Annotated in this window: 22 protein-coding genes; 18 read left to right on the top strand and 4 right to left on the bottom strand. The window is 71.0% G+C overall.

The features are described from left to right. Positions 1–73 precede the first annotated feature (73 nt). Together MME74_RS13850 and MME74_RS13845 are read left to right on the top strand one after the other, a co-directional pair. Entirely contained in the window at positions 74–1,453 is a 1,380-nt protein-coding gene (locus MME74_RS13850) for an NtaA/DmoA family FMN-dependent monooxygenase (protein ID WP_267415645.1), read from the top strand. Continuing rightward, complete coding sequence (locus MME74_RS13845) at positions 1,446–2,330, top strand: ribokinase (protein ID WP_267415644.1); 885 nt, start codon at positions 1,446–1,448, stop codon at positions 2,328–2,330. Before MME74_RS13850 ends, MME74_RS13845 begins: the two co-directional genes overlap by 8 nt. 3 nt (positions 2,331–2,333) lie before the next feature. Here the strand turns inward: MME74_RS13845 and MME74_RS13840 are convergent, their stop codons facing one another. Further along, positions 2,334–2,939: a PadR family transcriptional regulator gene (locus tag MME74_RS13840; protein WP_267415643.1), complete on the bottom strand. Its 606-nt coding sequence runs from the start codon at positions 2,937–2,939 to the stop codon at positions 2,334–2,336. Between the two features lie 103 nt (positions 2,940–3,042). Between MME74_RS13840 and MME74_RS13835 the strand changes: the two genes are divergently transcribed. Beyond that, the gene (locus MME74_RS13835) at positions 3,043–3,552 is read left to right on the top strand and encodes a flavin reductase family protein (protein ID WP_267415642.1); all 510 of its coding nucleotides are present in this window, start codon (positions 3,043–3,045) and stop codon (positions 3,550–3,552) included. Then, positions 3,549–3,953: a riboflavin kinase gene (locus tag MME74_RS13830; RefSeq protein ID WP_267415640.1), complete on the top strand. Its 405-nt coding sequence runs from the start codon at positions 3,549–3,551 to the stop codon at positions 3,951–3,953. Before MME74_RS13835 ends, MME74_RS13830 begins: the two co-directional genes overlap by 4 nt. Here MME74_RS13830 and MME74_RS13825 read toward each other — a convergent pair. After that, positions 3,950–4,603 (bottom strand): amino acid deaminase, encoded by a 654-nt coding sequence (locus tag MME74_RS13825; protein ID WP_267415639.1) that lies wholly within the window; start codon positions 4,601–4,603, stop codon positions 3,950–3,952. The two genes, MME74_RS13830 and MME74_RS13825, sit on opposite strands and share 4 nt — an antisense overlap. Before the next feature lie 118 nt (positions 4,604–4,721). Between MME74_RS13825 and MME74_RS13820 the strand changes: the two genes are divergently transcribed. From MME74_RS13820 to MME74_RS13795, 6 genes are read left to right on the top strand one after another with little or no spacing between them, the layout of a single operon-like run. Further along, positions 4,722–5,360 (top strand): HAD family hydrolase, encoded by a 639-nt coding sequence (locus MME74_RS13820; RefSeq protein WP_267415638.1) that lies wholly within the window; start codon positions 4,722–4,724, stop codon positions 5,358–5,360. A 42-nt stretch (positions 5,361–5,402) separates the two neighbouring features. Further along, a complete protein-coding gene (gene phnD, locus MME74_RS13815) occupies positions 5,403–6,392 on the top strand; it encodes a phosphate/phosphite/phosphonate ABC transporter substrate-binding protein (RefSeq protein WP_267415637.1) in 990 nt (329 codons plus the stop codon). Between the two features lies 1 nt (position 6,393). Further along, positions 6,394–7,218 (top strand): phosphonate ABC transporter ATP-binding protein, encoded by an 825-nt coding sequence (gene phnC / locus MME74_RS13810; RefSeq protein WP_267415636.1) that lies wholly within the window; start codon positions 6,394–6,396, stop codon positions 7,216–7,218. Beyond that, positions 7,215–8,027 carry a phosphonate ABC transporter, permease protein PhnE gene (phnE, locus tag MME74_RS13805; RefSeq protein WP_267415635.1) on the top strand — a complete coding sequence of 271 codons (813 nt, stop codon included), beginning with the start codon at positions 7,215–7,217 and terminating at the stop codon, positions 8,025–8,027. Before phnC ends, phnE (MME74_RS13805) begins: the two co-directional genes overlap by 4 nt. Next, positions 8,024–8,836 carry a phosphonate ABC transporter, permease protein PhnE gene (phnE, locus tag MME74_RS13800; RefSeq protein WP_267415634.1) on the top strand — a complete coding sequence of 271 codons (813 nt, stop codon included), beginning with the start codon at positions 8,024–8,026 and terminating at the stop codon, positions 8,834–8,836. The genes phnE (MME74_RS13805) and phnE (MME74_RS13800) overlap by 4 nt, the downstream gene beginning before the upstream one ends. Next, on the top strand, positions 8,823–9,689 hold the full coding sequence (locus MME74_RS13795; RefSeq protein ID WP_267415633.1) for a MurR/RpiR family transcriptional regulator: 867 nt from the start codon (positions 8,823–8,825) through the stop codon (positions 9,687–9,689). The genes phnE (MME74_RS13800) and MME74_RS13795 overlap by 14 nt, the downstream gene beginning before the upstream one ends. A 9-nt stretch (positions 9,690–9,698) precedes the next feature. Here MME74_RS13795 and MME74_RS13790 read toward each other — a convergent pair whose 3' ends face one another. Next, the gene (locus MME74_RS13790) at positions 9,699–11,207 is read right to left on the bottom strand and encodes a PucR family transcriptional regulator (protein WP_267415632.1); all 1,509 of its coding nucleotides are present in this window, start codon (positions 11,205–11,207) and stop codon (positions 9,699–9,701) included. 96 nt (positions 11,208–11,303) lie between these two features. On the opposite strand from MME74_RS13790, the gene gabT reads away from it, so the two are divergent. The 8 genes from gabT to poxB all read left to right on the top strand — a co-directional run bounded on the left by gabT (position 11,304) and on the right by poxB (position 21,783). Next, positions 11,304–12,671, top strand: a complete 1,368-nt coding sequence (gene gabT / locus MME74_RS13785; protein ID WP_267415631.1) for a 4-aminobutyrate--2-oxoglutarate transaminase — start codon at positions 11,304–11,306, stop codon at positions 12,669–12,671. A gap of 107 nt (positions 12,672–12,778) precedes the next feature. Further along, positions 12,779–14,161: a flavin monoamine oxidase family protein gene (locus tag MME74_RS13780; RefSeq protein ID WP_267415630.1), complete on the top strand. Its 1,383-nt coding sequence runs from the start codon at positions 12,779–12,781 to the stop codon at positions 14,159–14,161. Further along, the gene (locus tag MME74_RS13775; RefSeq protein ID WP_267415629.1) at positions 14,161–15,045 is read left to right on the top strand and encodes a universal stress protein; all 885 of its coding nucleotides are present in this window, start codon (positions 14,161–14,163) and stop codon (positions 15,043–15,045) included. Before MME74_RS13780 ends, MME74_RS13775 begins: the two co-directional genes overlap by 1 nt. Continuing rightward, on the top strand, positions 15,045–16,592 hold the full coding sequence (locus tag MME74_RS13770) for an APC family permease (protein ID WP_267415627.1): 1,548 nt from the start codon (positions 15,045–15,047) through the stop codon (positions 16,590–16,592). Before MME74_RS13775 ends, MME74_RS13770 begins: the two co-directional genes overlap by 1 nt. Positions 16,593–16,614: 22 nt before the next feature. Then, positions 16,615–18,081 carry an NAD-dependent succinate-semialdehyde dehydrogenase gene (locus MME74_RS13765; protein ID WP_267415626.1) on the top strand — a complete coding sequence of 489 codons (1,467 nt, stop codon included), beginning with the start codon at positions 16,615–16,617 and terminating at the stop codon, positions 18,079–18,081. A 25-nt stretch (positions 18,082–18,106) separates the two neighbouring features. Beyond that, a complete protein-coding gene (locus MME74_RS13760) occupies positions 18,107–19,471 on the top strand; it encodes an NAD-dependent succinate-semialdehyde dehydrogenase (RefSeq protein ID WP_267415625.1) in 1,365 nt (454 codons plus the stop codon). An 85-nt stretch (positions 19,472–19,556) separates the two neighbouring features. Continuing rightward, complete coding sequence (locus MME74_RS13755) at positions 19,557–19,994, top strand: pyridoxamine 5'-phosphate oxidase family protein (protein WP_267415624.1); 438 nt, start codon at positions 19,557–19,559, stop codon at positions 19,992–19,994. Between the two features lie 64 nt (positions 19,995–20,058). Continuing rightward, the gene (gene poxB, locus MME74_RS13750; RefSeq protein WP_267415623.1) at positions 20,059–21,783 is read left to right on the top strand and encodes a ubiquinone-dependent pyruvate dehydrogenase; all 1,725 of its coding nucleotides are present in this window, start codon (positions 20,059–20,061) and stop codon (positions 21,781–21,783) included. 7 nt (positions 21,784–21,790) lie between these two features. On the opposite strand, the gene MME74_RS13745 is transcribed toward poxB, so the two are convergent. Then, the gene (locus tag MME74_RS13745; protein ID WP_267415621.1) at positions 21,791–24,589 is read right to left on the bottom strand and encodes a hypothetical protein; all 2,799 of its coding nucleotides are present in this window, start codon (positions 24,587–24,589) and stop codon (positions 21,791–21,793) included. Positions 24,590–24,594 lie beyond the last annotated feature (5 nt).

Here is a 24,594-nt window from a genome sequence, read left to right as displayed (position 1 = left end):
TCCCGGGGTTCCTCCGGCGTGCCCGGAAGCATCCCCGAACGACCAGAACCACCCACAAGGAAGGCACCCGCACATGACCGATCAGACCACCGTCAAGCAGCTGCGCCTCGGCCTCTTCGAGAACGCCCAGGCGAACGACTCCGGCACCGCGACCTGGCGGCACCCCGACAACGGGCGCTACCTCTTCGACAAGCTCGAGTACTGGCGCGACACCGCGCGCATGGTCGAGGACGCCGGGTTCGACTTCCTGTTCCTCGCGGATGCCTGGGGCTGGGCCGACGTCGCGGGCGAGCGCCCCGACATCTGCTCGGTCGAGGGCCTCGACCTGCCGCGACTCGACCCGGCGATCATCCTCGCCGCCCTCATCCCCGAGACGACGCGCCTGGGGCTCGTCGCGACCGGGTCGACCCTGCTCGAACCGCCCTACTCCTTCGCGCGTCGCATGGCCACGCTCGACATCCTCTCCGGCGGGCGCATCGGCTGGAACGTGGTCACCACCGGCACGGCCGACACCGCGGTGCAGGGCTTCGGCGTGCCGATGGTCGGCCACGACGAGCGCTACCTCATGGCCGACGACTTCATGCAGGTCGTCTACAAGCTGTGGGAGCAGGCGTGGGAGGAGGGTGCCCTGGAGCGCGACAAGTCCGGCCGCTTCGCCGACCCGTCCAAGGTGCACCGCATCGCCCACGACGGCCCGTACTTCCGCTCGCACGGCTACGGCAACACCTCGCGCTCGCCGCAGGGCACCCCGGTGCTGTTCCAGGCGGGGGCATCGCCGGCCGGCCGCGAGTTCGGCGGCAAGCACGGTGAGGCGATCTTCGTCGGCAGCGGCTCCGTCGAGCAGCTCCGCAGCCACTCCACGGCGATCCGCGAGGAGGCCGTGAAGAACGGACGCGCGGCCGACGACGTGAAGATCATGTCGGCGTTCGCCGCCGTGGTGGGCAGCACCGAGGAAGAGGCCCGACGCAAGTACGCCGAGGTCGCCGATGCGCAGAACCCCGATGTCACGGTGGCCTCGTACGCGTGGTTCACCGGCCTCGACCTGTCGGCGTACGCCCCGAACACGCCGATGTCGGAGCTCAGCACCGAGCTCTCTCGGACCCAGGTCGCCCGCTTCGCCGACAAGACCGTCGGCGACGTGCTCGGCGACTGGCACGCGCACGGCGTCGGTGCGCGCCCGATCGTCGGCACACCCGAGCAGGTGGCGGACCGGATGATCGAGCTCGCCGACGGCGCCGACCTCGACGGGTTCCTGTTCGCCCCGGTCATCCCGCCGGCCTCCACCGTCGACTTCATCGAGCACGTGCTGCCCATCCTCAAGGAGCGCGGCGCGATCGCCGAGCCCTCGGCCGAGCCGCAGTCGCTGCGCGAGCGCCTGGTCGGCACGCCGACGCCGGCACTCGCCGACTCGCACACGGGTTCGCAGTACCGGCGGACGATGTCGCGTGTCTGACACCCTCGCCGGTGTCGCCGTCGTGGGGAGCGCGAACCTCGACCTCGTGGTCGAGGTGGCGCGCCCCCCACGCGTCGGCGAGACTCTGCTCGGTCGGGCCGGTGGCCGCTTCTCCGGCGGCAAGGGGCTGAACCAGGCCGTCGCCTCCGCACGCAGCGGGGCGCCGACGCGCTTCTGCGGCGTCGTCGGGCGGGACGAGGCCGCCGACGTGCTCGAGCGGACCCTGACGGATGCCGGCGTCGTCGCGGCCCTGCGCCGCAGTGCCGAAGCCCCGACCGGGGTGGCCCACGTGCTCGCGCTCGACGACGGCGACAACAGCATCGTGGTCGCGGCGGGGGCGAACGCCGAGCTGGATCCGGAGGACGCGGTCGCCGGGATCGCCGGAGCCGCCGTCGTGCTGGCGCAGCTCGAGGTGCCCGCAGCCGGTGTGGCCGCGGCACTGCGGGCGGGACGCGCGGCCGGAGCCGTCACGATCCTGAACGCCGCCCCGGCGCACGAGGCGGCGCTCGGGATGCTCCCCGCCGTGGACGTGCTCGTGGTGAACGAGACCGAATGCGCCGAGCTCGGCGGGATCGACCGGCTGCAGGATGCCGGCGCCGGGACGGTGGTGCTGACGAGGGGTGCCGGGGGAGTGACGCTGCACCGCCGCGGTCTCGATCCGCTCGCCATCGCCGCGTTCCCGATCGAACCCGTCGACACGACAGGGGCCGGTGACGCGTTCTGCGGCGCCCTGGCCGCGGCGCTCGCCCAGGGGGAGCCGATCGAGGATGCCCTGGTCCGTGCGTGCGCAGCCGGCGCCGTCGTGGCGCAGCACCGTGGTGCGACGACCCCCGCGCTCTCGCCCGAGGCGATCGCGGTCCTGGTCGCCTCGCGCTGACGGCTAGGCCGAGGGTGCGGCGTCGGCGGGCGCGGCGTCCTCCGCCGTCTCTCCCGCGAACGTGTACTCGCCGGTGCGCAGCCGCTCCAGCAGGTCGAGCAGCCACTGCTTCTCGGCCGTGAGCCGGGCCGTCGAGAGGTCGAAGATCTCCCGCACGTACTTCGGCGTGGTCTCGGAGCGCAGCGTGTCCTGCACATCGAAGCCGTTCTGCGTGATGATCGCGTCGCTCTTGATGAGGCGGTGCTCGAGCCCGGCGATCACCTCCTGCCGGCTCAGCACGAACATGAACGAGGCCACGGTCATGATGGCCTGCGTGTCGAAGGCCGCGACGTTCCAGAGGTTCTCGCGCAGCATCCGCTGCAGCTCGACCTCGCCCGCCGGAGTGATGCGGTAGGTCGTGCGGGCGGGCCGCTTGCCCTCCGCCTCGGTGCCGCTCTCGGCGATGTAGCCGTCGACTTCGAGGGCGCGCAGCGCGTTGTAGATCGAACCGGGCTGGATGTGCGCCCATTCGTCGACGTGCCAGGTCATGAGCTCGCGGCGGAGGAAGTACCCGTGCACGGGCTGGAACTGCTTCACGGCGCCGAGGACGACGAGGCGGGTGGTCGACATGCCCCTCATGCTAACGGCTGACATCACAGATTCCTGTTGTTTGCATGATCAAACTTGCCTATTATCGGAACTAGTCAAAGTTGACTAACGAAAGGAAGCCGAAATGACGACTGCCGTGACCGACGCCCTGCCGCGCGACCTCGCCCTCCGCCGGGCGTTCTCGGTGTACCCGACCGGCGTCGTGGCCCTCGCCGCGCACGTCGACGACCGTGCCGTCGGGATGGCCGTCAACTCCTTCACGTCGATCTCGCTGGAACCCGCGCTCGTCGCGATCAGCGCGGCGCGCACGTCGAAGACCTGGCCGGTGCTGCGCGAGGTCCCCGAACTCGGCATGAGCGTGCTCGCCGCCCACCACGAGCCCCTCAGCCGGTCCCTCTCGGCCCGCGAGGGCGACCGATTCGGCGGACACGCCTGGCAGCGTACCGACGGCGGCGCGGTGCTGATCTCGGATGCCGCGCTCTGGCTCACCTGCCGCCTGCACAGCACCGTCGACGGCGGCGACCACGAGATCGCGCTGTACGAGATCGCCGACATCACCCTGTTCGACGACGTGGAGCCGCTCGTCTTCCACCAGAGCCGCTACCGCTCGATCGCCGCCCCCGAGAGCGCGTGAGCACGCCGCCGCTCGGGGAGATCGCGGGCGTCGTCGTCCCGGGTGACGGTCGGGGACGCGAGCTCGGCTTCCCGACGGCGAACCTGGCGACGGACCCCGGCGACCTCCCCGCCGACGGCATCTACGCGGCCTGGGTGCGGATCGACGAAGATCCGCACCCCCGGGCGGCGAGCGTCAGCGTCGGAGCGAATCCGACGTTCGCCGGCGCACGGGAGAGGCGGGTGGAGGTGCATCTGCATGACGCCGACCTCGACCTGTATGGGCGGCGTCTGGCCGTGACGCTCGTCGCCCGACTGCGGCCGACGCTGCGGTTCGACGGCGTCGACGCGCTGATCGCCCAGACGGCGGACGACGTCGTCCGCTGCCGTCGGCTGTTGGCCGCGGTGCGGATGGTGCCCTAGGCGGCGTTCCAGCGCAGGCGCACGTCGGTCGTGAAGTCCGCGAGCGGGCCGGTCGCGTCCGCGACGGGGAACATCGTGACCAGCAGCGGCGCGGCGTCCGCGGTCGGGGCGACGGCATAGGCGAGTGCGGTCGGACCCTGGGCTGCGCCGAGAGCGAGCACGGTGCGCCGTGCGTCGACGCTCCGGGTGGCGCCGGCCGCGGGTGCCGCGAGGAGGGTGGATGCCGCGGCGGTGGCCCGCGCGAGCAGGGTCGGCCCCTCGAGCCAGGGATGGAACGCGTCGGTCGTCAGGCCGCACGCGCGGGCCAGTGCGCCCTCGGTCCAGCGGTCCCGCTTGAGTCCGTAGGGCGTCGCCTCGAGCGACAGCAGGTAGCCGTAGCAGTGCAGCACTCCGGCATTTCCGACCGGCCAGTCCGACGCCACGCCGGCCCGCGCATGCAGGTCCTCGAACAGGGGTCGGGGGATCACCGCGGTGCCCGTGTTCTCGTCGATGACCGTCGATCGACCCCATGCGATGAAGCGGTCGGTGCGGTGATCGTCGTCGAGCGCCGCGCCGAGCCAGGGGAGGGCGTCGAGGGCGAGGCGTGCGCCGGTGGCGGTGCCGTCGGCGGCGAGGTGCGCCGCGCGGGTGAGCTGGTCGAGTTCGGACACGGCGCTCACCATACGCGACTCCTGTGGACGGATTGTTCACACGGCGTTCACACGCTCGGGACTTTCTGTCCACAATCGTTTCTGATGATGGACGGAGCGTCCCCACAGAAAGAACTCCGTGAACTCCATTCTCCTCTTCGATTTCGACGGCACGATCGCCCTCGGCGACGGTCCGGTTCTCGCCTACGCGCAGCAGGTCGCCGCGGCCCTCGGCGACGACGGCTCCCTCATCGACGACATCCGCTCGGTCCTGGCCGCCGCCGATGACGACTCCCTCGACGGCTACGACGCCGTGCGCCGCGTGGCCGAGGCCAGGGGAGCGGATGCCCGCCTCCTCAGCGCCGCGTACCTCGCCAGCCGCGCGCAGCTGGGGACCGAGGGCGCGCCGATCAGCGCTCCGGACGGTCTCGCCGACTTCCTCGCGTCGGTCGACGCCGAGCGGATCCTCGTCACGAACGCGCCGGACATCCGCATCGGCGACGCCCTCGACGCCCTCGGCCTCGGCGGGCTGTTCGACCGGATCGTCACCGGCGCTGGCAAGCCCCGCGGGCTCGACGCCCTGCTCGCCGAGCTCCCGGCCGATGCGCGGGTGCTGAGCATCGGCGACATCTGGCACAACGACCTGGCTCCCGCTCATGCCCGTGGCCATGCGACGGCTCTGATCGGCGGGTTCTCCGACCCCGACGCCACCCCCACCTTCCGCGCCGCCGAGTTCTCGACGCTGGTGCCCCAGCTCGAAGCCTGGCTGCGCGGCTGAGACCCCTCCCTCCCTCACACACCCACCCATCGAAGGATGAACATGCGTACCTCTCTCTTCCGCTCCTCCGCAGCGGGCCTCGTCGCGGTCGGCGCCCTGCTGACCGTGGCGCTCGCGGGCTGCTCCGGCAGTACCGCCGCACCCGGCGAGTCCTCCGCTCCGGCCGCCGACCCCGACTCGATCGTGCTCGCACTCGTGCCCTCGCAGGACCAGGACGGGCTCGTCGACACCGCCGCGCCCCTGACCGACTACCTGACGAAGGAGCTCGGCATCGAGGTCACCGGCGTCGTGTCGAAGGACTACCAGGCCGCCGTCGAGGCGATGGGTGCCGGCCAGGCGCAGATCGGCTTCCTGCCGTCGCTGCAGCTGTGGCAGGCGAACGACATGTACGACGCGAAGGTCGTGCTGCAGACTGAGCGCAACGGCAACATCACCTACCCGGCGCAGTTCATGACGAACAACCCCGACAAGTACTGCGACGACGAGCCGGTCGAGCGCGACGGGATGCTGTTCTGCAACGGCGCCGACGCGATGACGGGCCCGGCGGGCCTGGACAGCATCGACAAGGTCAAGGGCGCGAAGGTCGCCGTCCTCGGCCCCGGTTCGCCCGCCGGCTACATCTACCCGATCCTCGCGCTGCAGGAGGCGGGCCTCGACACCGACACCGACATCCAGCAGATCCCCGTCACCGCGAACGATGCCTCGGTGCTCGCGGTCTACAACGGCGACGCCGAGGTCGGCTTCAGCTTCTGGGACGCGCGCACGATCGTCGCGAAGGACACCCCCGACGTCGGCCAGAAGGTCGTCGTGTTCGCGATGACCGAGGAGATCCCGAACGACGGCGTCGCGCTCTCGTCCGACCTCTCGCCCGAGCTGCAGGACCGCATCACGAAGGCGCTCGAGGACTTCTCGAACACCCCCGAGGGCTCCGAGATCCTCACCAGCATCTACTCGATCACCAAGCTCGCCCCGGCCGACCCCGACTCGCTCGACGTCGTCGCCCGTGCCGCGCAGGCCCTGGGGCTCCAGTAAGTTGTCCGATCAGATCCAGCACGTGGACGCCGCAGCTCCGGCTGCGGCGTCCACGCCGTGGTCCATCCGCCTCGACGAGGTCACGGTGCGCTATCCCAACGGCACCGTCGGCCTGAACAGGGTGTCGCTCGACATCGCCGCCGGCGAGATGGTCGCCGTCGTCGGGCTCTCCGGATCCGGCAAGTCCACGCTCATCCGCACGATCAACGGCCTCGTGCCCGTCACGAGCGGCACCCTCGATGTGGGGGAGCACCGCGTGAGCGGCGCCTCGCCGCGCACCCTCCGCCGGCTCCGCGGCGACATCGGCATGGTCTTCCAGGGCTTCAACCTGGCGGGACGCGCGAGCGTGCTGCAGAACGTGCTCGTCGGACGCCTCGCCCACACGCCCCTGTGGCGCACGCTCCTCGGCGCCTACCCGGAGGCCGACAAGCAGCTCGCCTACCAGGCACTCGATCGCGTCGGCATCCTGCCCAAGCTGCACTCCCGCGCCTCCGAGCTCTCGGGCGGACAGCAGCAACGGGTCGCGATCGCCCGCGCCCTCGCGCAGGAACCCCGCATCGTCCTCGCCGACGAGCCGGTCGCGAGCCTCGACCCGCCGACCGCTCACGGGGTCATGAACGACCTGCGCCGGATCAACCGCGACCTCGGCATCACGGTGCTCGTCAACCTGCACCTGCTCGACCTCGCGCGCGAGTACGGCGCACGGATGATCGGCATGCGCGCCGGCGAGGTCGTCTACGACGGGCCGGCCACGAGTGCGACCGACGCCGACTTCGAGAGCATCTACGGCCGCTCGCTCACCCCCGACGACCGGCTGGACGTATGAGCATCGACCCGAACCCTCCGGTCCTCGACGTCCCCGCACGCCCGGCAGGCGCGTGGAAGGGCCCGGTGATCGTCGCCGCGGTCGTGGCGGTCACCGTGCTGATGTGCCTGCCGGTGATCGGCATCGGCGTCGACTTCTCGGCCATCGCACGCAACTGGCAGAACGGCGCCGACAAGATCATCAAGCTGCTCCTGCCCGACTGGAGCTTCTTCCCCCGCACCATCCCGCCGCTGATCGAGACGCTGCAGATGGCCGTGATCGCCACCGCCATCGGCGCGGCCGTCTCGCTGCCGCTCAGCTTCTGGGCCGCGCGCGCCACCAACCCGAACGCCCCGGCGCGCATCATCGTGCGCGGCATCCTCAACGTCATCCGCAGCGTCCCCGACCTGCTGTACGCGGCCATCCTCGTCGCGATGGTCGGTGTGGGCGCGCTCCCCGGCATCCTGGCGCTGCTGCTGTTCAACGTGGGCATCATCGTGAAGCTCGTGTCCGAGGCGATCGACACCAACGACCGCGGACCCCTCGAGGCCGGGCGCGCGGTCGGGGCGACGCAGACCAAGATCAACCGCACGCTCGCCCTGCCCGACGCGTGGCCGGCGTTCGCGAACCAGACCCTGTACGTGTTCGAGCTGAACGTGCGCGCCTCGACCGTGCTCGGCCTCGTCGGCGCCGGCGGCATGGGCCTGCTCATCGACGCGGTGCGCACCTTCTACCGCTACGACCAGCTCTCGCTCATCATCCTGGAGATCCTCATCGTCGTCATCGTGATCGACCTCGTCTCGGACGCCATCCGACGGAGGCTCGTATGAGTGCGGCGCTCACCGTCCCCGCCAAGCCCCGGCGTCCCTGGCTGATCGCCGGGTGGGCGCTCGTCACCGGCATCGTGGTGCTCGCGTTCTGGTCGATCGACATCGACTGGTCCCGTCTCGCCGACCTGCCGTCCGAGATCATCCGGTACACGTTCCTGATGTTCTCCGCGCCGAACTGGGAGAAGCTGCCGGAGGCGCTGTGGCAGACGTGGCGCAGCATCGAGATGGCCTGGGTCGGCACGATCCTCGGCATCCTGCTCGCCACCCCGCTGAGCCTGCTCGCCGCCCGCGGGTTCGGGCCGGCCTGGCTCCGGGCGCTGCTGCGCGGACTCTTCTCGCTGATCCGCGCCGTACCGGAGATCATCATCGCGATCGTGATCCTCTCGGTCACGGGCCTCACACCGTTCACGGGCGCGCTCGCCCTCGCCATCAACGGCGTCGGCACCCTCGGGAAGTGGGGGTACGAGGCGGTCGAGGCCGTGCCCCGTGGACCCATCGAAGCGGCGCGCGCGGCCGGCGGCGGCACCCTCCAGGTGCTGCGTTGGGGAGTGTGGCCGCAGGCCGAACCGGCGTTCTGGTCGTTCTGGCTCTACCGCTTCGAGATCAACGTGCGCTCCTCGGCGGTGCTCGGGCTGATCGGCGTCGGCGGAATCGGCGACATGCTGACCTCGTACACCCAGTACCGTGAGTGGTCGACGGTGGGTGTCCTGCTCATCGTGGTCGTCGTGGTGACGATGCTGATCGATGCCGCATCCGGAGCCATCCGCCGCCGGATCATGGAGGGAGCCCGCAGCCGTGTTCTCGCCTAGCGCCCCGCCCACCGCGCGCATCGCCGCGGTGCTCAACACCCTGCAGCCGGCCGAGCGCCACGTCGCCGAGCTGATCGTCGAATCGGCCGATGAAGTCGTGGAGTGGACCGCGCAGGAGCTCGCCGACCGCGCCGGAGTCGGCCGCGCCACGGTCGTCCGCACCTGTCAGAGCTTCGGCTACCGCGGGTATCCGCAGCTGCGCGTCGCGCTCGCCGCCGAGCTGGGCAGCAGTCCGGGCGAGGCGGCGGTCGACCACGGACCGGGCGTGCTCGGTCGCATGCGCGGCGAGATCGACCGACTCGCCGGCTCGCTGCCCGCCCTCGCCAGCCTGCTGGATCCGGATGCGGTCGCCGAGGCCGTGCGCCTCTCGGCCTCCGCCCGTCGCCTGCTCGTGCTGGCGAACGGACTGTCGTCGCCGATCGCGAACGACCTCGCGATGCGGCTGACCGCGGCCGGACGCTCGGCCGAGTTCATCGCGGATGCCATCGCGCAGCAGATCGCCGCCCGTCACCTCACGGCGGAGGACGTGTGCCTCGTGGTGAGCGGCTCCGGAGCGAACGAGGCGAGCCTGCGCGTCGCGACCGCGGCGGCGCGCGGCGGAGCGACCGTCATCGCGCTGACGTCATTCGCCGCGTCGGCACTGACCGAGGTCGCGACGCTGTCCCTCGTGATCGCCCCGACCGGGGTGAGCTTCCGCGACGAGCTCGAGCACACCTCCCGCGTGGCGTACCTCGTGTTCGCGGAGGTCTTCGCCGCGGCCGTCACCACCGAGCGTGGCGAGGATGCCGTCCAGGCGCGCGCCCATGCCCTCGAGGTCGTCTCCGCCAATCTCGGGGAGAGCGCCGCGGACTAGCTCCCGCGCTCAGTCCCGAGCCGTCTGCAGGATGGTCCAGAGCTCGGCGCGGGCGGGGAAGGTCGAGAGGTCGATGTCGAGCAGGGCGCCGGCCTGGGCGATGCGGGAGCGCAGGGTGTGCCGGTGCACGCCGAGCGCGGCCGCGGCGGACTCGGCCCTCGCGTCGTGCTCGAGCCAGGTGCGCAGCGAGCGCTCCAGCTCGGCACCCGTGCGGGCATCGTGCTCGCGCACCGGTGCGAGGCGCGACTCCGCCACCAGGCGCGCCTCGTCCGTCGCCAGCGCCGTGAGGATGCTCGAACCCACGGTGTCGGCGTAGCGTGCGACGCCGTGCACCCCCTGCTGGCGCAGGGCCGTGAGCGCCTGCGCGTGCGCCCGGCCGAACGCGTCGTAGCCGTCCGGATCCGAGACGCCGATGCGGATGCCGAAGCGCGCCGCGACCTCGTCGAGCAGGCCCTCGTCACCGGCGGACAGGCACATCGTCACGCCGTCCTCGGACTCGGCCAGGAAGACGGGGGTGCCGTGCTCCACGCGGTGCCGCTCCCACCAGTCCGTGAGCGCGCCGGCCGGTGCGTCCGCGGCGACGGCCACGACAACCGGGGCGGGCGGCAGGCTGCCCAGCACCCGCCGGGCGAGGGTCGGATCGTCGGAGAGCAGCGATCCGAGGAGCTGCGCGTGCAGACGACGACGGCTCCGGGCCAGCTGCTCGCTCTGCTCCATGGCGAGCCCGGCCATCGCGATCACCGAGGTCACGACCGACCGCGCCTCGGGGTCGAGAGCGTCGACGGCCAGGGCGATCACGCCGCGGAGATGGCCGCCGCGCCCCACCGTGAACAGCATGAAGGTGTGGTTGCCGAGGGTGAGCGACTGTCCGGCCTCGAGCCCGCGGGTGAGGATCTCCATCACCCGCTCGCCCAGGGCATCGAGCACGCGGTCGTCGATCCGATCCCGCGGATGCGAGACCAGCACGGCCCCCGCGGCGTCGAACATCCCGGCCCAGACGTCGAGCCGCCGCGCGAGCTCGGCGATCGTCGCCTCGAGCCCGCTCGGGCGCAGTGCCGCGAGGGCCAGTGCGCGCTGGGTGTCCAGCGCCCAGGAGCGTCGGGCATAGGCCTGCGCGGCGATGGCCTCGGAGTGCGCGCGGGCGACCGCGATGAACGGCGTGCGGTACGGCACCGTGAACAGCGGCATCCCGTGGGTGGCGCACGCCGCGACGAGCTCCTCCGGGATGCCGGCGCGGTGCACCTCGGTGCCGAAGCCGAGGCCGAGGACGCCGCGGTCGGAGAGGCGCCCGACGTACGTGTCGATGCCGACCGCCTCGTCGAACTGCGTGCCCGTGGTCAGCAGCGCCAGATCCTCCGACAGGAACGGGGTCGGATCGGCGAGGTCCGAGCTGTGCACCCAGCGCAGCGGGCGGTCGAGTGCGCCGTCCGCCAGATCGGCCTCGCGGGGGACGAGCGCGAGCCCGAGATCGCGACGGCGGAGCAGGGACCGCAGCGTCGGGTGATCCTCTCCGGCCATGCGAACTCCCGAAATGTACAGTGGGGCGAAATCCTCATCTAGATTGTACGACCCGGCGAGTGCGAGGCGCTTCCCCGCCGCCGTACGCTCGCGAACATGGCACTCCTCGACACCGCAGCCCCCGCAGTCCCTCTCGGCGGACCCGACCTCCCGCAGGAGCGTCGCCTGGTCACGGACCTCCCCGGCCCTCGCTCGGCCGAGATCCTCGCGCGCAAGGCGGATGCCGTGGCCGCGGGTGTCGGACACACGGTCCCGATCGCAGCGGTCGCCGCAGGCGGCGGCGTCGTGGTGGACGCCGACGGCAACTCGCTCATCGACCTCGGCTCCGGCATCGCCGTGACCACGGTCGGCAACGCGCACCCCAAGGTCGCCGCGGCCGTCGCCGCGCAGGCTGCGCAGTTCACGCACACCTGCTTCATGATCTCGCCGTACGAGTCGTACGTCGGTGTCGCCGAGGCCCTCAACCGCGTCACCCCCGGTGACTTCGCGAAGAAGAGCGCGCTGTTCAACTCCGGTGCCGAGGCCGTCGAGAACGCGATCAAGATCGCCCGCAAGTTCACCGGCCGCCAGGCCGTCGTCGCCTTCGACCACGGCTACCACGGCCGCACCAACCTGACGATGGCGCTCACCGCCAAGTCGATGCCCTACAAGAGCGGCTTCGGACCCTTCGCGCCCGAGGTGTACCGCGCCCCGATGTCGTACCCGTTCCGCGATGGGCTCGACGGCCGCGAGGCCGCCGCCCGCGTCATCCTCCAGCTCGAGAAGCAGATCGGCGCCGACAACCTGGCCGCGGTCATCATCGAGCCGATCCAGGGCGAGGGCGGCTTCATCGTCCCCGCCGACGGCTTCCTCCCCGCGATCGTCGACTGGTGCCGCGCGAACGGCGTCGTCTTCATCGCCGACGAGGTGCAGACCGGCTTCGCCCGCACGGGGCACATGTTCGCGAGCGAGATCTTCGGCATCGAGCCCGACCTGATCACGACGGCCAAGGGCATCGCGGGCGGCCTTCCGCTCGCGGCGGTGACCGGCCGTTCCGAGATCATGGACGCCTCGCACTCCGGCGGACTCGGCGGCACGTACGGCGGCAACCCGATCGCCTGCGCTGCGGCCCTCGCCTCGATCGACGTGTTCGAGAACGACGGCGTGATCGAGCGTGCGCGCGAGATCGGCTCCATCCTCACGGACCGCCTCACCGCGATCCAGCAGAACGACCCCCGCGTCGGCGACGTCCGCGGCCACGGCGCGATGATCGCCGCCGAGTTCGTCGACCCCGAGACCAAGGCTCCGAACGCCGCTCTCACGGCAGCCGTCGCCAAGGCCTGCATCGCCCAGGGCGTCATCGTGCTCACCTGCGGAACGTACGGCAACGTCATCCGCTTCCTCCCTCCGCTCTCGATCGGCGACAACCTGCTGAACGAAGGCCTCGACATCGTGGCTGCCGCCCTCGCCGCGGCCACGGACTGACGTGCGGCCGCGCACCCGCGCGGCCCCACACCCCTGTCCGGTCGCGACCCCAATCGGGGGATTTCGGGTCGCGACCGGCACTACTTCACCCAACGAAGGAGTTGCAGATGGCTGAGATCACTCGCGACGTACTGATCGTCGGCGCCGGAGCCGCAGGGCTCACCGCGGCGAACGACCTGCGCAAGGCCGGCCTGTCGGTCGCCGTCCTGGAAGCCCGCGACCGCGTGGGCGGACGCCTCTGGACCGACGTCATCGACGGCGCCATGCTCGAGATCGGCGGCCAGTGGGTCTCGCCGGATCAGGACGCGCTCAAGGACGCGATCGAGGAGCTCGGGCTCGAGACGTACAGCCGCTATCGCGAGGGCGACAGCGTCTACGTCGGCCCCGACGGGAAGGCGCACCGCTTCACCGGCGAGATGTTCCCCGTCGCCCCGGAGACCGAGGCGGAGATCGCCCGGGTCACCGACATCCTCGATGCCCTGGTCGCCGAGATCGACCCGGACCGCCCGTGGGCGCACCCGAGCGCGGCCGACTGGGACTCCATCTCCTGGGACGCCTGGCTGCGTCAGCAGACCGACGACGACGAGGCCGTGCGCAACCTGGCCTTCGCCACCGGATCGGCGATGCTCACCAAGCCGACGCACGCGTTCTCGCTGCTGCAGTCGCTGCTGATGGCGGCATCCGCCGGCTCGTACTCCAACCTCGTCGACGCCGACTTCATCCTGGACAAGCGCGTCGTCGGCGGACTGCAGCAGGTTCCGCTGCGACTGGCCGAGCGCCTGGGCGACGACGTGCTGCTGAACCAGCCCGTGCGCACCCTGGAGTGGTCGGATGCCGGCGTCGTGGCCACCACGGACGAGCTCACGGTCCGCGCCCGCCACGCGATCCTCGCGCACGCCCCCGTGCTGTACAGCCGCATCTCGTTCGTCCCGCCGCTGCCGCGTCGTCAGCACCAGCTGCACCAGCACCTATCGATGGGCTTCGTCATCAAGGTGCACGCCGTCTACGACCGCCCGTTCTGGCGCGAGCAGGGCCTCAGCGGCACCGCGTTCAGCCCCTACGAGCTCTCGCACGAGGCGTACGACAACACGAACCACGGCGACGAGCGCGGCACCCTGGTCGGCTTCGTCTCCGACGCCAACGCCGACGGCGTGTTCGAGCTCTCGGCCGAGGAGCGCAAGGAGCGCATCCTCGAGTCGCTCTCGCACTACTACGGCCCCGAGGCCAAGAACCCGGTCGTCTACTACGAGAGCGACTGGGGCAGCGAGGAGTGGACCCGCGGTGCCTACGCCGCGAGCTTCGACATGGGTGGTCTGCACCGCTACGGCGCCGACCTCCGCACGGCCGTCGGTCCGATCCACTTCGCGTGCAGCGACATGGCCGGTGCCGGATACCAGCACGTCGACGGGGCGATCCGGATGGGTCACCTCGTGGCTTCGAACATCGTCGAGGCCGGTCGCGACGCCGGCGCTGTCGAGAGCGGCAGCTGATGACCGGCTCGGTCGTCGTGGGCTACACGGCGACGGATGCGGGAGCGGATGCCGCGGCGCTCGGTGCGCGGCTCGCCCGCAGCCTCGGTGCGACGCTGCACCTGGTGATCGTGCTGCCCAACGAGGGCACGCGCAGCGCCGCGGTCCCGCCGGAGCGCGCCTACGAGGAGCACATCCGGGCCCAGGCCAAGAAGTGGCTGGGCGACGCGGTCGTCCGGCTGCCGCAGGAGCTGACCCGCAGCGGTCACGTGCGCTTCTCGGAGTCGTTCGCCGAGGGTCTCATCGCCGCCGGCGAGGAGTTCGGCGCCCGGGTGATCGTGATCGGCGCGGCGGGAGGCGGCATCCTCGGACGCCACCGGCTCGGCAGCGTCGCGTCGGAGCTCCTGCACTCGTCGACCATCCCGGTCGCGCTGGCACCGGTGGGTGCGGCGCTGCAGGACGACCACGTCATCCCGCGGGTGACGGTCGCGGTGGGCTCGCGCCCGGGCGCCGATGCGCTGCTCGACGAGGCGGTCGCCCTCGCCGGGGACAGCGGCGTCGATCTCCGGCTGGTGTCCCTCGTGCCGTTCGACGTGCCGCCCGGTCTCGACACCGGGGCGATCCGCACGGTCGGCGACACGCACGCGCAGGAGGTCCTCGCGATGGCGACGGAGCTGCTGCCCGACGGTCGCACCGCCGCCGTCGAGAAGGCACCGGGCGACTCCGTCGAAGACGCCGTCGCGCATCTGTCCTGGCTTCCCGGCGAGGTCGTCCTGGTCGGCTCCAGCCGACTGGCCCAGCCCCGCCGCCTGTTCCTGGGCTCCACGGCAGCGAAGATGCTGCACGAGCTGCCCGTCCCCATGATCGTCGTCCCGCGTACCCGCAACGAGGCAGGAGAACGCTGATGAGCAGCACGAACCGGGCGACGGAGCCCGAATCCGGTGTCACGACCGGCATCTCCACGAAGGGTCTGAGCGCCGGAACCGTCGGCCTCATCGGCGCGGTCGTGATCGGCATCTCGTGCATCGCCCCCGCGTACACGTTCACCGCGGCCGTCGGCCCGGTGGCCTCCACGGTCGGTGCGCAGATCCCGGCGATCATCCTCGTCGGCTTCATCCCGATGCTCCTGGTGGCCTTCGGCTACCGCGAGCTCAACAACCGGATGCCGGACTCCGGCACCTCCTTCACGTGGGCGGCGCGCGCCTTCGGGCCGTGGATCGGCTGGATGGCGGGATGGGGGCTGGTGGTCGCGACCATCCTGGTGCTCTCGAATCTCGCCGGCATCGCCGTGGACTTCCTCTTCCTGCTCATCTCGCAGGTCACGGGGAACGCCGACATCGCGGGTATCGCGAGCAACACCTGGATCAACATCGGCGTGTGCCTGCTGTTCATGCTCGGCGCCACCTGGATCTCGTACCGCGACATGCAGACGACGCAGAAGCTGCAGTACTGGCTCGTCAGCTTCCAGATCCTCGTGCTGGTCTTCTTCGCGGTCGCCGCAATCGTGCAGGCGGTGAGCGGCAACGGCTTCGACTACCAGCCGTTCGACCTGAACTGGTTCAACCCGTTCGCGATCTCATCGTTCAGTGCCGTGGCCGCCGGCCTCTCCCTCTCGATCTTCATCTTCTGGGGGTGGGACGTCACCCTCACCATGAACGAGGAGACGAAGGACCCGGAGAAGACCCCCGGGCGCGCAGCCACCGTCACGGTGCTCACGATCGTCTCGCTGTACCTGCTCCTCGCGGTCGCGATGATCATGTTCGCCGGCGTCGGCACCGGCGCGCTGGGCCTCGGCAACGAGGACATCCAGGAGAACGTGTTCTTCCACCTCTCCGGTCCGATCCTCGGCCCGCTCGCGTTCCTCGTGTCGCTCGCCGTCCTCACCAGCTCGGCATCGTCGCTGCAGTCCACGTTCGTGGGCCCCGCGCGCACCCTGCTGGCGATGGGGCACTACGGCGCCCTGCCGAAGTCGTTCGCGAAGGTCAGCCCGCGCTTCTTCACCCCCGGGTACGCGACCATCGTGTCGGCCATCGTCGCCTCCGCCTTCTACGCCGTCATGCGCGTGGTCAGCGAGGACACGCTCTGGGACACGATCCTCACGCTCGGCATGATGATCTGCTTCTACTACGGCATCACCGCGTTCGCGTGCGTCTGGTACTTCCGCAAGCAGTGGTTCGACTCGACGAGGAACTTCTTCTTCACGTTCCTCTTCCCGCTCGTCGGCGGCGCCATCCTCGCGGTGCTCTTCTTCACCACGCTGATCGACTCGATGGATCCCGCCTACGGCTCCGGCTCGAACATCGGCGGCGTCGGCATCGTGTTCATCCTCGGGATGCTGATCATCGTCGTCGGCATCGCGGTCATGATCTGGAATGCGGTCCGTCGGCCCGCCTTCTTCCGCGGCGAGACGCTGGGCATCGACGCACCGCCCAGCCGACGCAAGCGCTCCTAGCCCTCCTCACAGAAAGAGAATCATGAGCACTCAGACCGAACAGGCGCTCCTGGACAGCATCCCCACCGGCCTCTTCATCGGCGGTCAGTGGATCGACGGCGAGACCGGCGGCACGTTCGACGTGCAGGATCCGGCGACCGGGGCTGTCATCCGGACGATCGCGGACGCGACGCCGGCCGACGGCATCCGCGCACTCGACGCCGCGGTCGCCGCTCAGGACGAGTGGGCGGCGACGGCGCCGCGCGTGCGCAGCGAGATCCTCCGCCGGGCCTTCGACCTCGTGCAGGAGCACAAGGAGGACCTGGCGCTGCTCATGACGCTCGAGATGGGCAAGCCGCTCGCCGAGGCACGGGGAGAGGTCGTCTACGGTGGCGAGTTCCTGCGCTGGTTCAGCGAGGAGGCCGTGCGCATCAGCGGCCGCTACGGCATCAACCCCGAGGGCACCGGCCACATGGTCGTGTCGCAGCGACCGGTCGGGCCGTCGTTCTTCGTGACACCGTGGAACTTCCCGTTCGCGATGGCGACGCGCAAGATCGCGCCCGCCCTCGCCGCCGGCTGCACCGTCGTGATCAAGCCCCCGGCACTCACCCCGCTGACGACGATCTACTTCACGAAGCTGCTCGAGGAGGCCGGCCTGCCCGCCGGTGTCGTCAACGTCGTGCAGACGTCGAAGTCGAGCGCGCTGTCGGCGCCGATCATCGCCGATCCCCGTCTGCGCAAGCTGTCCTTCACCGGCTCGACCGAGGTCGGGCGCAAGCTCATCGCCCAGGCGGCGGAGGGCGTGCTGCGCGTGTCGATGGAGCTCGGCGGCAACGCCCCGTTCGTGGTGTTCGACGACGCCGACCTCGACAAGGCGGTGGACGGCGCGCTGGCCGCGAAGTTCCGCAACATCGGCCAGGCGTGCACCGCGGCCAACCGCTTCATCGTGCACAAGGACGTCGCGGGCGAGTTCGCCAAGCGTGTCACCGAGCGCGTCAACGACATGAAGATCGGCCGCGGCACCGAAGACGGCGTGGCGATCGGACCGCTCATCGACGCGGATGCCGTCGCCAAGGCCGGCGAGCTCGTGGACGACGCGGTCGGCCGCGGTGCGACGCTGCTCGCCGGTGGAAAGGCGGTCGAGGGGACGGGGACGTTCTACGAGCCCACCGTGCTCACCGACGTGGTCGCCGGCAGCGCGATCCTCCGCGAGGAGATCTTCGGACCGGTGCTCGCGATCGCGACCTTCGAGACCGAGGAGGAGGCCGTGCGCCTCGCGAACGACACCGAGTACGGGCTCGTCTCGTACGTGTTCACCGAGAACCTGCAGCGCGGCCAGCGGATGATCGACGGCCTCGAGACCGGCATGATGGGTCTCAACGTGGGCGTGGTCTCCAACGCGGCTGCTCCCTTCGGCGGCGTCAAGCAGTCCGGCGTCGGCCGCGAGGGCGGCTTCGAGGGTATCCACGAGTACCTGTCCACCAAGTACACGCTGATCCCGGTCTCCTGACCGAGCAGCCAGAGGAGGAGAGAACATGACCGATTACGCCGTCATCAACCCCGCCACCGGAGAGACGCTGGCGTCCTTCGACACCTTCACGGACGCTCAGATCGACGAGGCCGTCGCCGCTGCCGACGAGGCCCACCGCGAGTGGTCCCGCTCGTCGACGGTCGCCGAGCGCGCGGCCCTCGTGCGCCGCGCGGCCGAGCTGCATCGTGAGCGCCGCGAGGAGCTCGCCGACATCTTCGTGCGCGAGATGGGCAAGCCCCGCGAGGCCGCCCTCGGCGAGGTCGACTTCGCCGCCGACATCGCGGAGTACTACGCCGACCAGGCGGAGTCGATCATGGCCGACCAGCCGATCGCGATCCTGGGGGAGGGGTCGGCCATCATCCGCCGCTCCTCGCTCGGTCCGCTCGTCGGCATCATGCCGTGGAACTTCCCGGCGTACCAGATCGTCCGCTTCGCCGCGCCCAACCTGATCGTGGGCAACACGATCCTGCTCAAGCCGGCGCCGCAGTGCCCGGAGTCGTCGACCGCGATCGAGAAGATCTACCACGACGCCGGTTTCCCGAAGGGCGCGTACCAGAACGTGCTCGCCACGAACGAGCAGATCGCGACGATGATCGCCGACCCGCGCGTGCAGGGCGTCTCGCTCACCGGATCCGAGCGAGCGGGCGCGGCCGTCGCCGAGATCGCCGGCCGCAACCTCAAGAAGGTCGCGCTCGAGCTGGGCGGCTCCGATCCGTTCATCGTGCTCTCCACCGACGACCTCGACGCGACCGTGCAGGCCGGCGTCGACGCGCGTCTCGACAACAACGGGCAGGCGTGCAACGGCGCCAAGCGCTTCATCGTCGTCGACGGCCTTTACGACGCGTTCGTCGAGAAGTTCACCGCGGCCATGGCGGCGGTCGAGGCGACCGATCCCACGCTCGACGACACGGTCCTCGGCCCGGTCTCGTCCGAGACGGCCGCGGAGAACCTGCAGAAGCAGATCGACCAGGCCGTGGAGCAGGGGGCGACGCTGCTGACCGGCGGAACCCGTGACGGTGCGTTCTTCGCCCCGACCGTGCTCACCGACGTCACGCCCGAGATGAACGTGTACCGCGAAGAGCTCTTCGGCCCGGCCGCGGTCGTGTACCGCGTCGCGGACGAGGACGCGGCGGTCGAGCTGGCGAACGACACCACGTTCGGTCTCGGCTCCTACGTCTTCACGACGGATGCCGAGCAGGCCGAGCGCGTGGCCGACAAGATCGAGGCCGGCATGGTCTACGTCAACCTCGTGCTGGCCGACAGCCCCGAGCTGCCGTTCGGCGGCGTGAAGCGCAGCGGCACCGCTCGCGAGCTGGGGCACCTGGCCGCGGACGAGTTCGTCAACAAGAAGCTCATCCGCATCGGCTGATCACGGCGGCTTCGCACAGGGGGACGGACGCGACCGCGTCCGTCCCCCTGTGCGTGCCGGCGGCGGGTGGGGCACAATGGGCGGCATGAGCGCGCACACCGATCCCATCGAGACGCTGACCTCCGAGCAGAGCTGGGAACGGCTCGGCACGCAGGAACTGGGGCGACTCGTCACCCACGTCGGGGACACGATCGACATCTTCCCGGTGAACTTCGTGGTCGACGGCGACGGGATCCTGTTCCGCACCGCTCCGGGCAGCAAGCTGTTCGAGCTGACGGTCAACACCGATGTGCTGTTCGAGGTCGACGACCACACCGACACCGACGCGTGGAGCGTGATCGTCCGCGGACACGCGACCGCGCTGGAGACGGACACCGACGTGCACCGGGCGGATGCCGCGGGATTGCGCCCGTGGATCCCCACGCTCAAGCGGGTCTACGTCCGCATCGCGCCGGCGTCGGTCTCCGGTCGTGCGTTCCGGCGGAGCCCCGAGCCGGAGCGCGACGGCGCTCAGGAGTACTGACGCCTCACCCGCGACAGGCGGTGCCGTCGAGCCCCGCGTCCTGCCCCGGGCGTAGGGTCGAAGCATGGCCAACGTCGCTGAGAACATCGTCAAGACTCTGCACGCCAACGGGATCGACCGTGTCTACGGCCTTCCCGGGGACTCGCTGAACGGCTTCACGGACGCGCTGCGCAAGGACGGCACGATCCGCTGGGTGCACGTGCGGCACGAGGAGTCCGCCGCCTTCGCTGCCGCCGCCGATGCCGCGACGACCGGTGAGCTCGCGGTGGTCGCCGGCTCCTGCGGCCCGGGCAACCTGCACCTCATCAACGGCCTCTACGACGCCAACCGCTCGCGCGTCCCGGTGCTCGCGATCGCCGCGCACATCCCCACCACCGAGATCGGCACCGGGTACTTCCAGGAGACGCACCCGCAGGAGCTGTTCCGCGAGTGCAGCGTCTACGTCGAGTACGTCGCCGACCCGAAGCAGATGCCGCGCCTGTTGGAGATCGCCATGCGCGCCGCGATCGAGGAGCGGGGTGTCGCGGTGCTCGTGATCCCGGGCGACGTCGCCCTCGCCGAGATCGCCGACGACCGCGCCGTCGTGATCGAGCGCGCCCGACCCGTCGTCGTCCCCAGCGGACCCGAGCTCGAGAAGGCCGCGACGCTGCTGAACGCCGCGAAGAAGGTCACGATCCTCGCCGGAGCGGGCGTCGAGGGCGCGCACGACGAGGTCATCGCGCTCGCCGACAAGCTGGGCGCACCGATCGTGCACGCCCTCCGCGGCAAGGAGTTCATCGAGTACGACAACCCCTTCGACGTCGGGATGACGGGGCTGCTCGGCTTCGCCTCCGGCTTCCGGGCCATGGAGGCCGCCGAGGCGCTGCTGGTGCTGGGCAGCGACTTCCCGTACGAGCAGTTCTACCCGGACGGCGCCACGACCATCCAGGTCGACATCCGCGGCGCACAGCTCGGCAAGCGGCATCCGCTGGACCTGGGGCTCGTCGGCGATGTGCGTGCGACCGCCGAGGCCCTGCTGCCCCGGGTGGCGAGGAAGGACGACCGCGGCCACCTCGACGACTCGATCGCCCATTACCGGAAGACGCGGAAGAAGCTCGACGAGCTCGCGGTCCCGGCCAAGGGCAAGCGCCCCATCCATCCCCAGTACCTCGCGCGGCTCCTCGACGAGCTGGCGGCCGACGACGCGATCTTCACGGCCGACGTCGGCTCGCCGACCGTGTGGGCGGCGCGGTACCTGTCGATGACAGAGGGCCGTCGCCTGATCGGGTCGTTCACCCACGGCTCGATGGCGAACGCGCTGATGCACGGCATCGGGGCACAGGTCGCGCACCCCGACCGGCAGGTGGTCGCGCTGGCCGGGGACGGCGGACTCGCCATGATGCTCGGCGAGCTGCTCACCCTGACGCAGAACAAGCTGCCGGTGAAGACCATCGTCGTGAACAACTCCTCGTTGAACTTCGTGGAGCTGGAGATGAAGGCCGCCGGTTTCGTCACCTACGGGACGGGCCTGGACAACCCCAGCTTCGCGGCGATCGCGGAGGCGATGGGGATCTTCGCGCGCCGGGTCGAGCGCAGCGAAGACCTTCCGGATGCCGTCCGCGAGGTGCTCGCGCACGACGGGCCCGCCCTGCTCGACGTCGTCACCGAGCGGCAGGAGCTCTCCATGCCGCCCGCGATCGAGGCCGCGCAGGTGAAGGGCTTCGCGCTGTACGCGATCCGGACCGTCATGTCCGGTCGCGGCGACGAGCTCCTCGACCTCGCGAAGGCGAACTGGCGTCAGCTGTTCTGAGCCGCGCTCAGCTCTGCACGTGCGCGCGGACCTCGGCGGCCTCGCCGTGCCGGCCGAGCGCCTCGAGCACGTCGCCGAGCTCGAGCGAGGCCACCTGCAGCAACGGCGGGTGACCGGCCGCGTGCTCGATGGCGCTGCGGTACACGGGCACGGCGTCGGCTGAACGCTCGTTCCCGGCGAGCACCCGTCCGGCGAACAGCTCCGAGCCGCCGGCGGACCCGACGTCGCCGAGGGCGGCGAACCCGTCGGCGGCGGTGAGCGCGGCCGAGACCGCCTCGTCGATCCGCCCGAGCTCGGCCAGGGCGCGTGCGCGCGAATCCGTCACGTCGGCGAGGAGCCAGCCGGCCTCGTGCTGCTGCGCGAGTGCGGCGACCTCGTCGAAGAGGGCGAACGCCCGCTCGTCGCTGCGACCGCCGTAGGCCTGACCGAGGCTGTGCAGCACCTCGGTCAGAGCGCCGACGGCATCCGGGTCACGACGCACGATCTCGGCCGCGGACTCGAGCAGCGCGATCGCATCGTCGTGCTCGTCGAAGCGCGCCAGGATCTTGGCCTGCTCGGTCATCGACATCGCCTGATCCGCGTGCTCCTCGGCCTGGCCGAACAGCTCCGAGGCGTATCCGTGGGCGCCGACGGCCTGGCCGAACTCGCCGGAGGCGCCCAGCGCCCGCGCCAGCATCGAGGCCGTCATCGCGCGGGAACCGGCGGGGACCTCCGCCTCCTCCTCGCGCTGCAGCACGTCGCCGAACAGCTCGGCGGCCTCTTCGGCGTCGCCGGCCCGCAGCATGGCGCGGGCGAGGCGGAAGTCCACGCCGGTCGTGTCTCCGCCGGCTTCGCCGCCGAGTCGCGCCGCGAGACGGTAGCGGGAGACGGCCTTCTCGGGCTCGTCTGCGTCTTCCCAGAGGGCTCCGGCGAGGAGGTGGGCTTCGCCGAGCGCGCGCGTCGCTCCGAGCTCCGCGAGCAGACGGCAGGCCTCGTCGGCGTCGGTGGCGCCCTCGAGGTAGGTGCTGCCGCCGCCGCGCACGCGTGCCCTGGTCTGCAGAGCCTGCGCCCGGTGTCCGGCGCTGAGGTCGTCCTGCTCGAGGAAGCGGTCGAGCAGCGAGCTCCCCGCCTCGAGGTCGCCCTTGCGCAGCACGGCGGAGATCGCGACGAGCGTCGTGGTGTTCGTCAGGCGGGTGTCCTCGGCCTCGGCGAACGATCGCGCGGCGACCTCGGCGTGGTCCAGCGCGGCATCCGCTTCGCCCGCCTGCAGGTGTAGGGCGGCACGGCTGATCGCGAGGTCGCCCCGGGACCAGGCGGGAAGCCCGTCGGAGACGGCGATCGCCTCTTCCAGCGCGGCGGTCGTCTCCGGCGTGTTCAGCCCGAACGTCGCCAGGCCCAGACGCTCCTCCAGGTCGGCCTGCGCGTCGAGGCCGGCGGATCGCAGCGCCGCGATGCGCTCGGGCAGCAGCTGCAGCGCCTCGTCGGCGCGGTCGAGCGCGATCAGGATGCCGAGGCGCATCGACAGCAGTTGGGCGCGCTTGGCCGGATCCTCGACCTCGAGAGCGCGGGGGAGGGCTTCGAGCGTCTCGTGCTCGGCGCCGAACTGGGCGAGCTGCATCACGCGCTCGAACCATCCGTCCGCGTCGACCGGGGTGGTCGAGGGGGCCGGGGCGACGAACGCATCGGACCGGATCGGCACGTCGTACTGCTCGGCCGCGAGTGCCCGCATCCGCTCCAGGCTGCGCGCGTGGCCGTCGGTGCCGTCGCGCTCGTCGAAAGCCGCGCCGATGCGGTCGGCGGCGGCCCAGGCCGATGCTGCGAGCTCGGCAGCGCTCCAGGCGCCGTCGTGCTCGCCGAAGAACGCGAGCAGGGCGGGCGAGTCCGCGCCGCGCACGGGGGTGTCGCCGTGTCCGGCGGCCGTGACGCGGTCCAGGGCGACGGCGAGAGCGGCCAGGGCGGCGAAGTGCGCGTCGACGTTGAGTCCGTCGTGCGCCAGCCAGGCGATGTGCTTCTCGACGAGCGCCAGCGCGCGGGCCTCGTTGCCGGTGATCGCCGCGAACACGATGTTGTTGGCCACGATGCGCAGGTTGTCGGGGTTGTCCTTCGCCAGCCGGTAGCTGCGCAGGTGCGCGGTCTTCGCCTCGTCGACGCGCCCGGCGCGGAGGTAGGGGAGCAGCACGCGGGACAGTGCGTGCTCCGGCTCCTCACCGCAGGAGAAACCGCCCTCGATCATCTCCTCGACGAGGACGATCGCCTCCGCGTCGCGGTCGGTGTCCGCGAAGAAGCCGGCGATCTGGCTCCGGCCGCAGGCGTCGCAGTGGCTGTGGTCGTCGCGCGGGGTCGCCTCCAGCTGCACGCGCAGGGCTTCGGCGTCGTCCATGCGCCCGGCGTCCCAGGCGTCCTCGAAGCGCGCGGTGAGCACGCCGCTCACGCCCAGGCCGGCCGAGCGGTAGTGCGACTCCATGTCCTCGAGCACGGCCGCGATCTGCTCCTGCGAGAAGGCCGGCGAGGAGCGCAGCGACGACGCCATCCACTTGAACTGCCACATCAGGTCGGCGCCGCCGTTGTCGAGGTCGGCGGGGAAGCGCTGCGGGTCGGCGTCATGGTGCGCGAGGCACCACGCGAACGAGTTGAGCATGACATCGGTGGCGCCGTTCATGTTCGCCGACGCCGTCTGGCGCATCCGGGCCTCGTACTCCAGCCGGTCGTCGCCGATCTCGACGGCCAGCGCGACCGCCTCCGACACGAGCGCCTGCTCGGCCGGGCCCCAGGGGGTGCGATCGATCTCCTCGATCAGCTGCTGGAAGCGCTTCTTCGGACGTGCCATGGACG

Source organism: Microbacterium oxydans, from assembly GCF_026559675.1.
In the GTDB taxonomy this organism is placed as follows: domain Bacteria; phylum Actinomycetota; class Actinomycetes; order Actinomycetales; family Microbacteriaceae; genus Microbacterium; species Microbacterium oxydans_D.
Note: the sequence above shows the minus strand (reverse complement) of the source record. Positions and strands in the feature narration are given on the sequence as shown.

What these genes read in the sequence shown, in the direction of transcription:
- MME74_RS13835 (WP_267415642.1), top strand. Translation starts at nt 3,043, where the DNA reads ATGACGACTGCCGTGACCGACGCCCTGCCGCGCGACCTCGCCCTCCGC.
- MME74_RS13760 (WP_267415625.1), top strand. Translation starts at nt 18,107, where the DNA reads ATGACCGATTACGCCGTCATCAACCCCGCCACCGGAGAGACGCTGGCG.
- phnE (WP_267415634.1), top strand. Translation starts at nt 8,024, where the DNA reads ATGAGTGCGGCGCTCACCGTCCCCGCCAAGCCCCGGCGTCCCTGGCTG.
- MME74_RS13765 (WP_267415626.1), top strand. Translation starts at nt 16,615, where the DNA reads ATGAGCACTCAGACCGAACAGGCGCTCCTGGACAGCATCCCCACCGGC.
- phnD (WP_267415637.1), top strand. Translation starts at nt 5,403, where the DNA reads ATGCGTACCTCTCTCTTCCGCTCCTCCGCAGCGGGCCTCGTCGCGGTC.
- MME74_RS13755 (WP_267415624.1), top strand. Translation starts at nt 19,557, where the DNA reads ATGAGCGCGCACACCGATCCCATCGAGACGCTGACCTCCGAGCAGAGC.
- MME74_RS13840 (WP_267415643.1), bottom strand. Translation starts at nt 2,939, where the DNA reads ATGTCGACCACCCGCCTCGTCGTCCTCGGCGCCGTGAAGCAGTTCCAG.
- MME74_RS13775 (WP_267415629.1), top strand. Translation starts at nt 14,161, where the DNA reads ATGACCGGCTCGGTCGTCGTGGGCTACACGGCGACGGATGCGGGAGCG.
- MME74_RS13745 (WP_267415621.1), bottom strand. Translation starts at nt 24,589, where the DNA reads ATGGCACGTCCGAAGAAGCGCTTCCAGCAGCTGATCGAGGAGATCGAT.
- MME74_RS13790 (WP_267415632.1), bottom strand. Translation starts at nt 11,207, where the DNA reads ATGGCCGGAGAGGATCACCCGACGCTGCGGTCCCTGCTCCGCCGTCGC.
- poxB (WP_267415623.1), top strand. Translation starts at nt 20,059, where the DNA reads ATGGCCAACGTCGCTGAGAACATCGTCAAGACTCTGCACGCCAACGGG.
- MME74_RS13780 (WP_267415630.1), top strand. Translation starts at nt 12,779, where the DNA reads ATGGCTGAGATCACTCGCGACGTACTGATCGTCGGCGCCGGAGCCGCA.
- gabT (WP_267415631.1), top strand. Translation starts at nt 11,304, where the DNA reads ATGGCACTCCTCGACACCGCAGCCCCCGCAGTCCCTCTCGGCGGACCC.
- phnE (WP_267415635.1), top strand. Translation starts at nt 7,215, where the DNA reads ATGAGCATCGACCCGAACCCTCCGGTCCTCGACGTCCCCGCACGCCCG.
- MME74_RS13770 (WP_267415627.1), top strand. Translation starts at nt 15,045, where the DNA reads ATGAGCAGCACGAACCGGGCGACGGAGCCCGAATCCGGTGTCACGACC.
- MME74_RS13850 (WP_267415645.1), top strand. Translation starts at nt 74, where the DNA reads ATGACCGATCAGACCACCGTCAAGCAGCTGCGCCTCGGCCTCTTCGAG.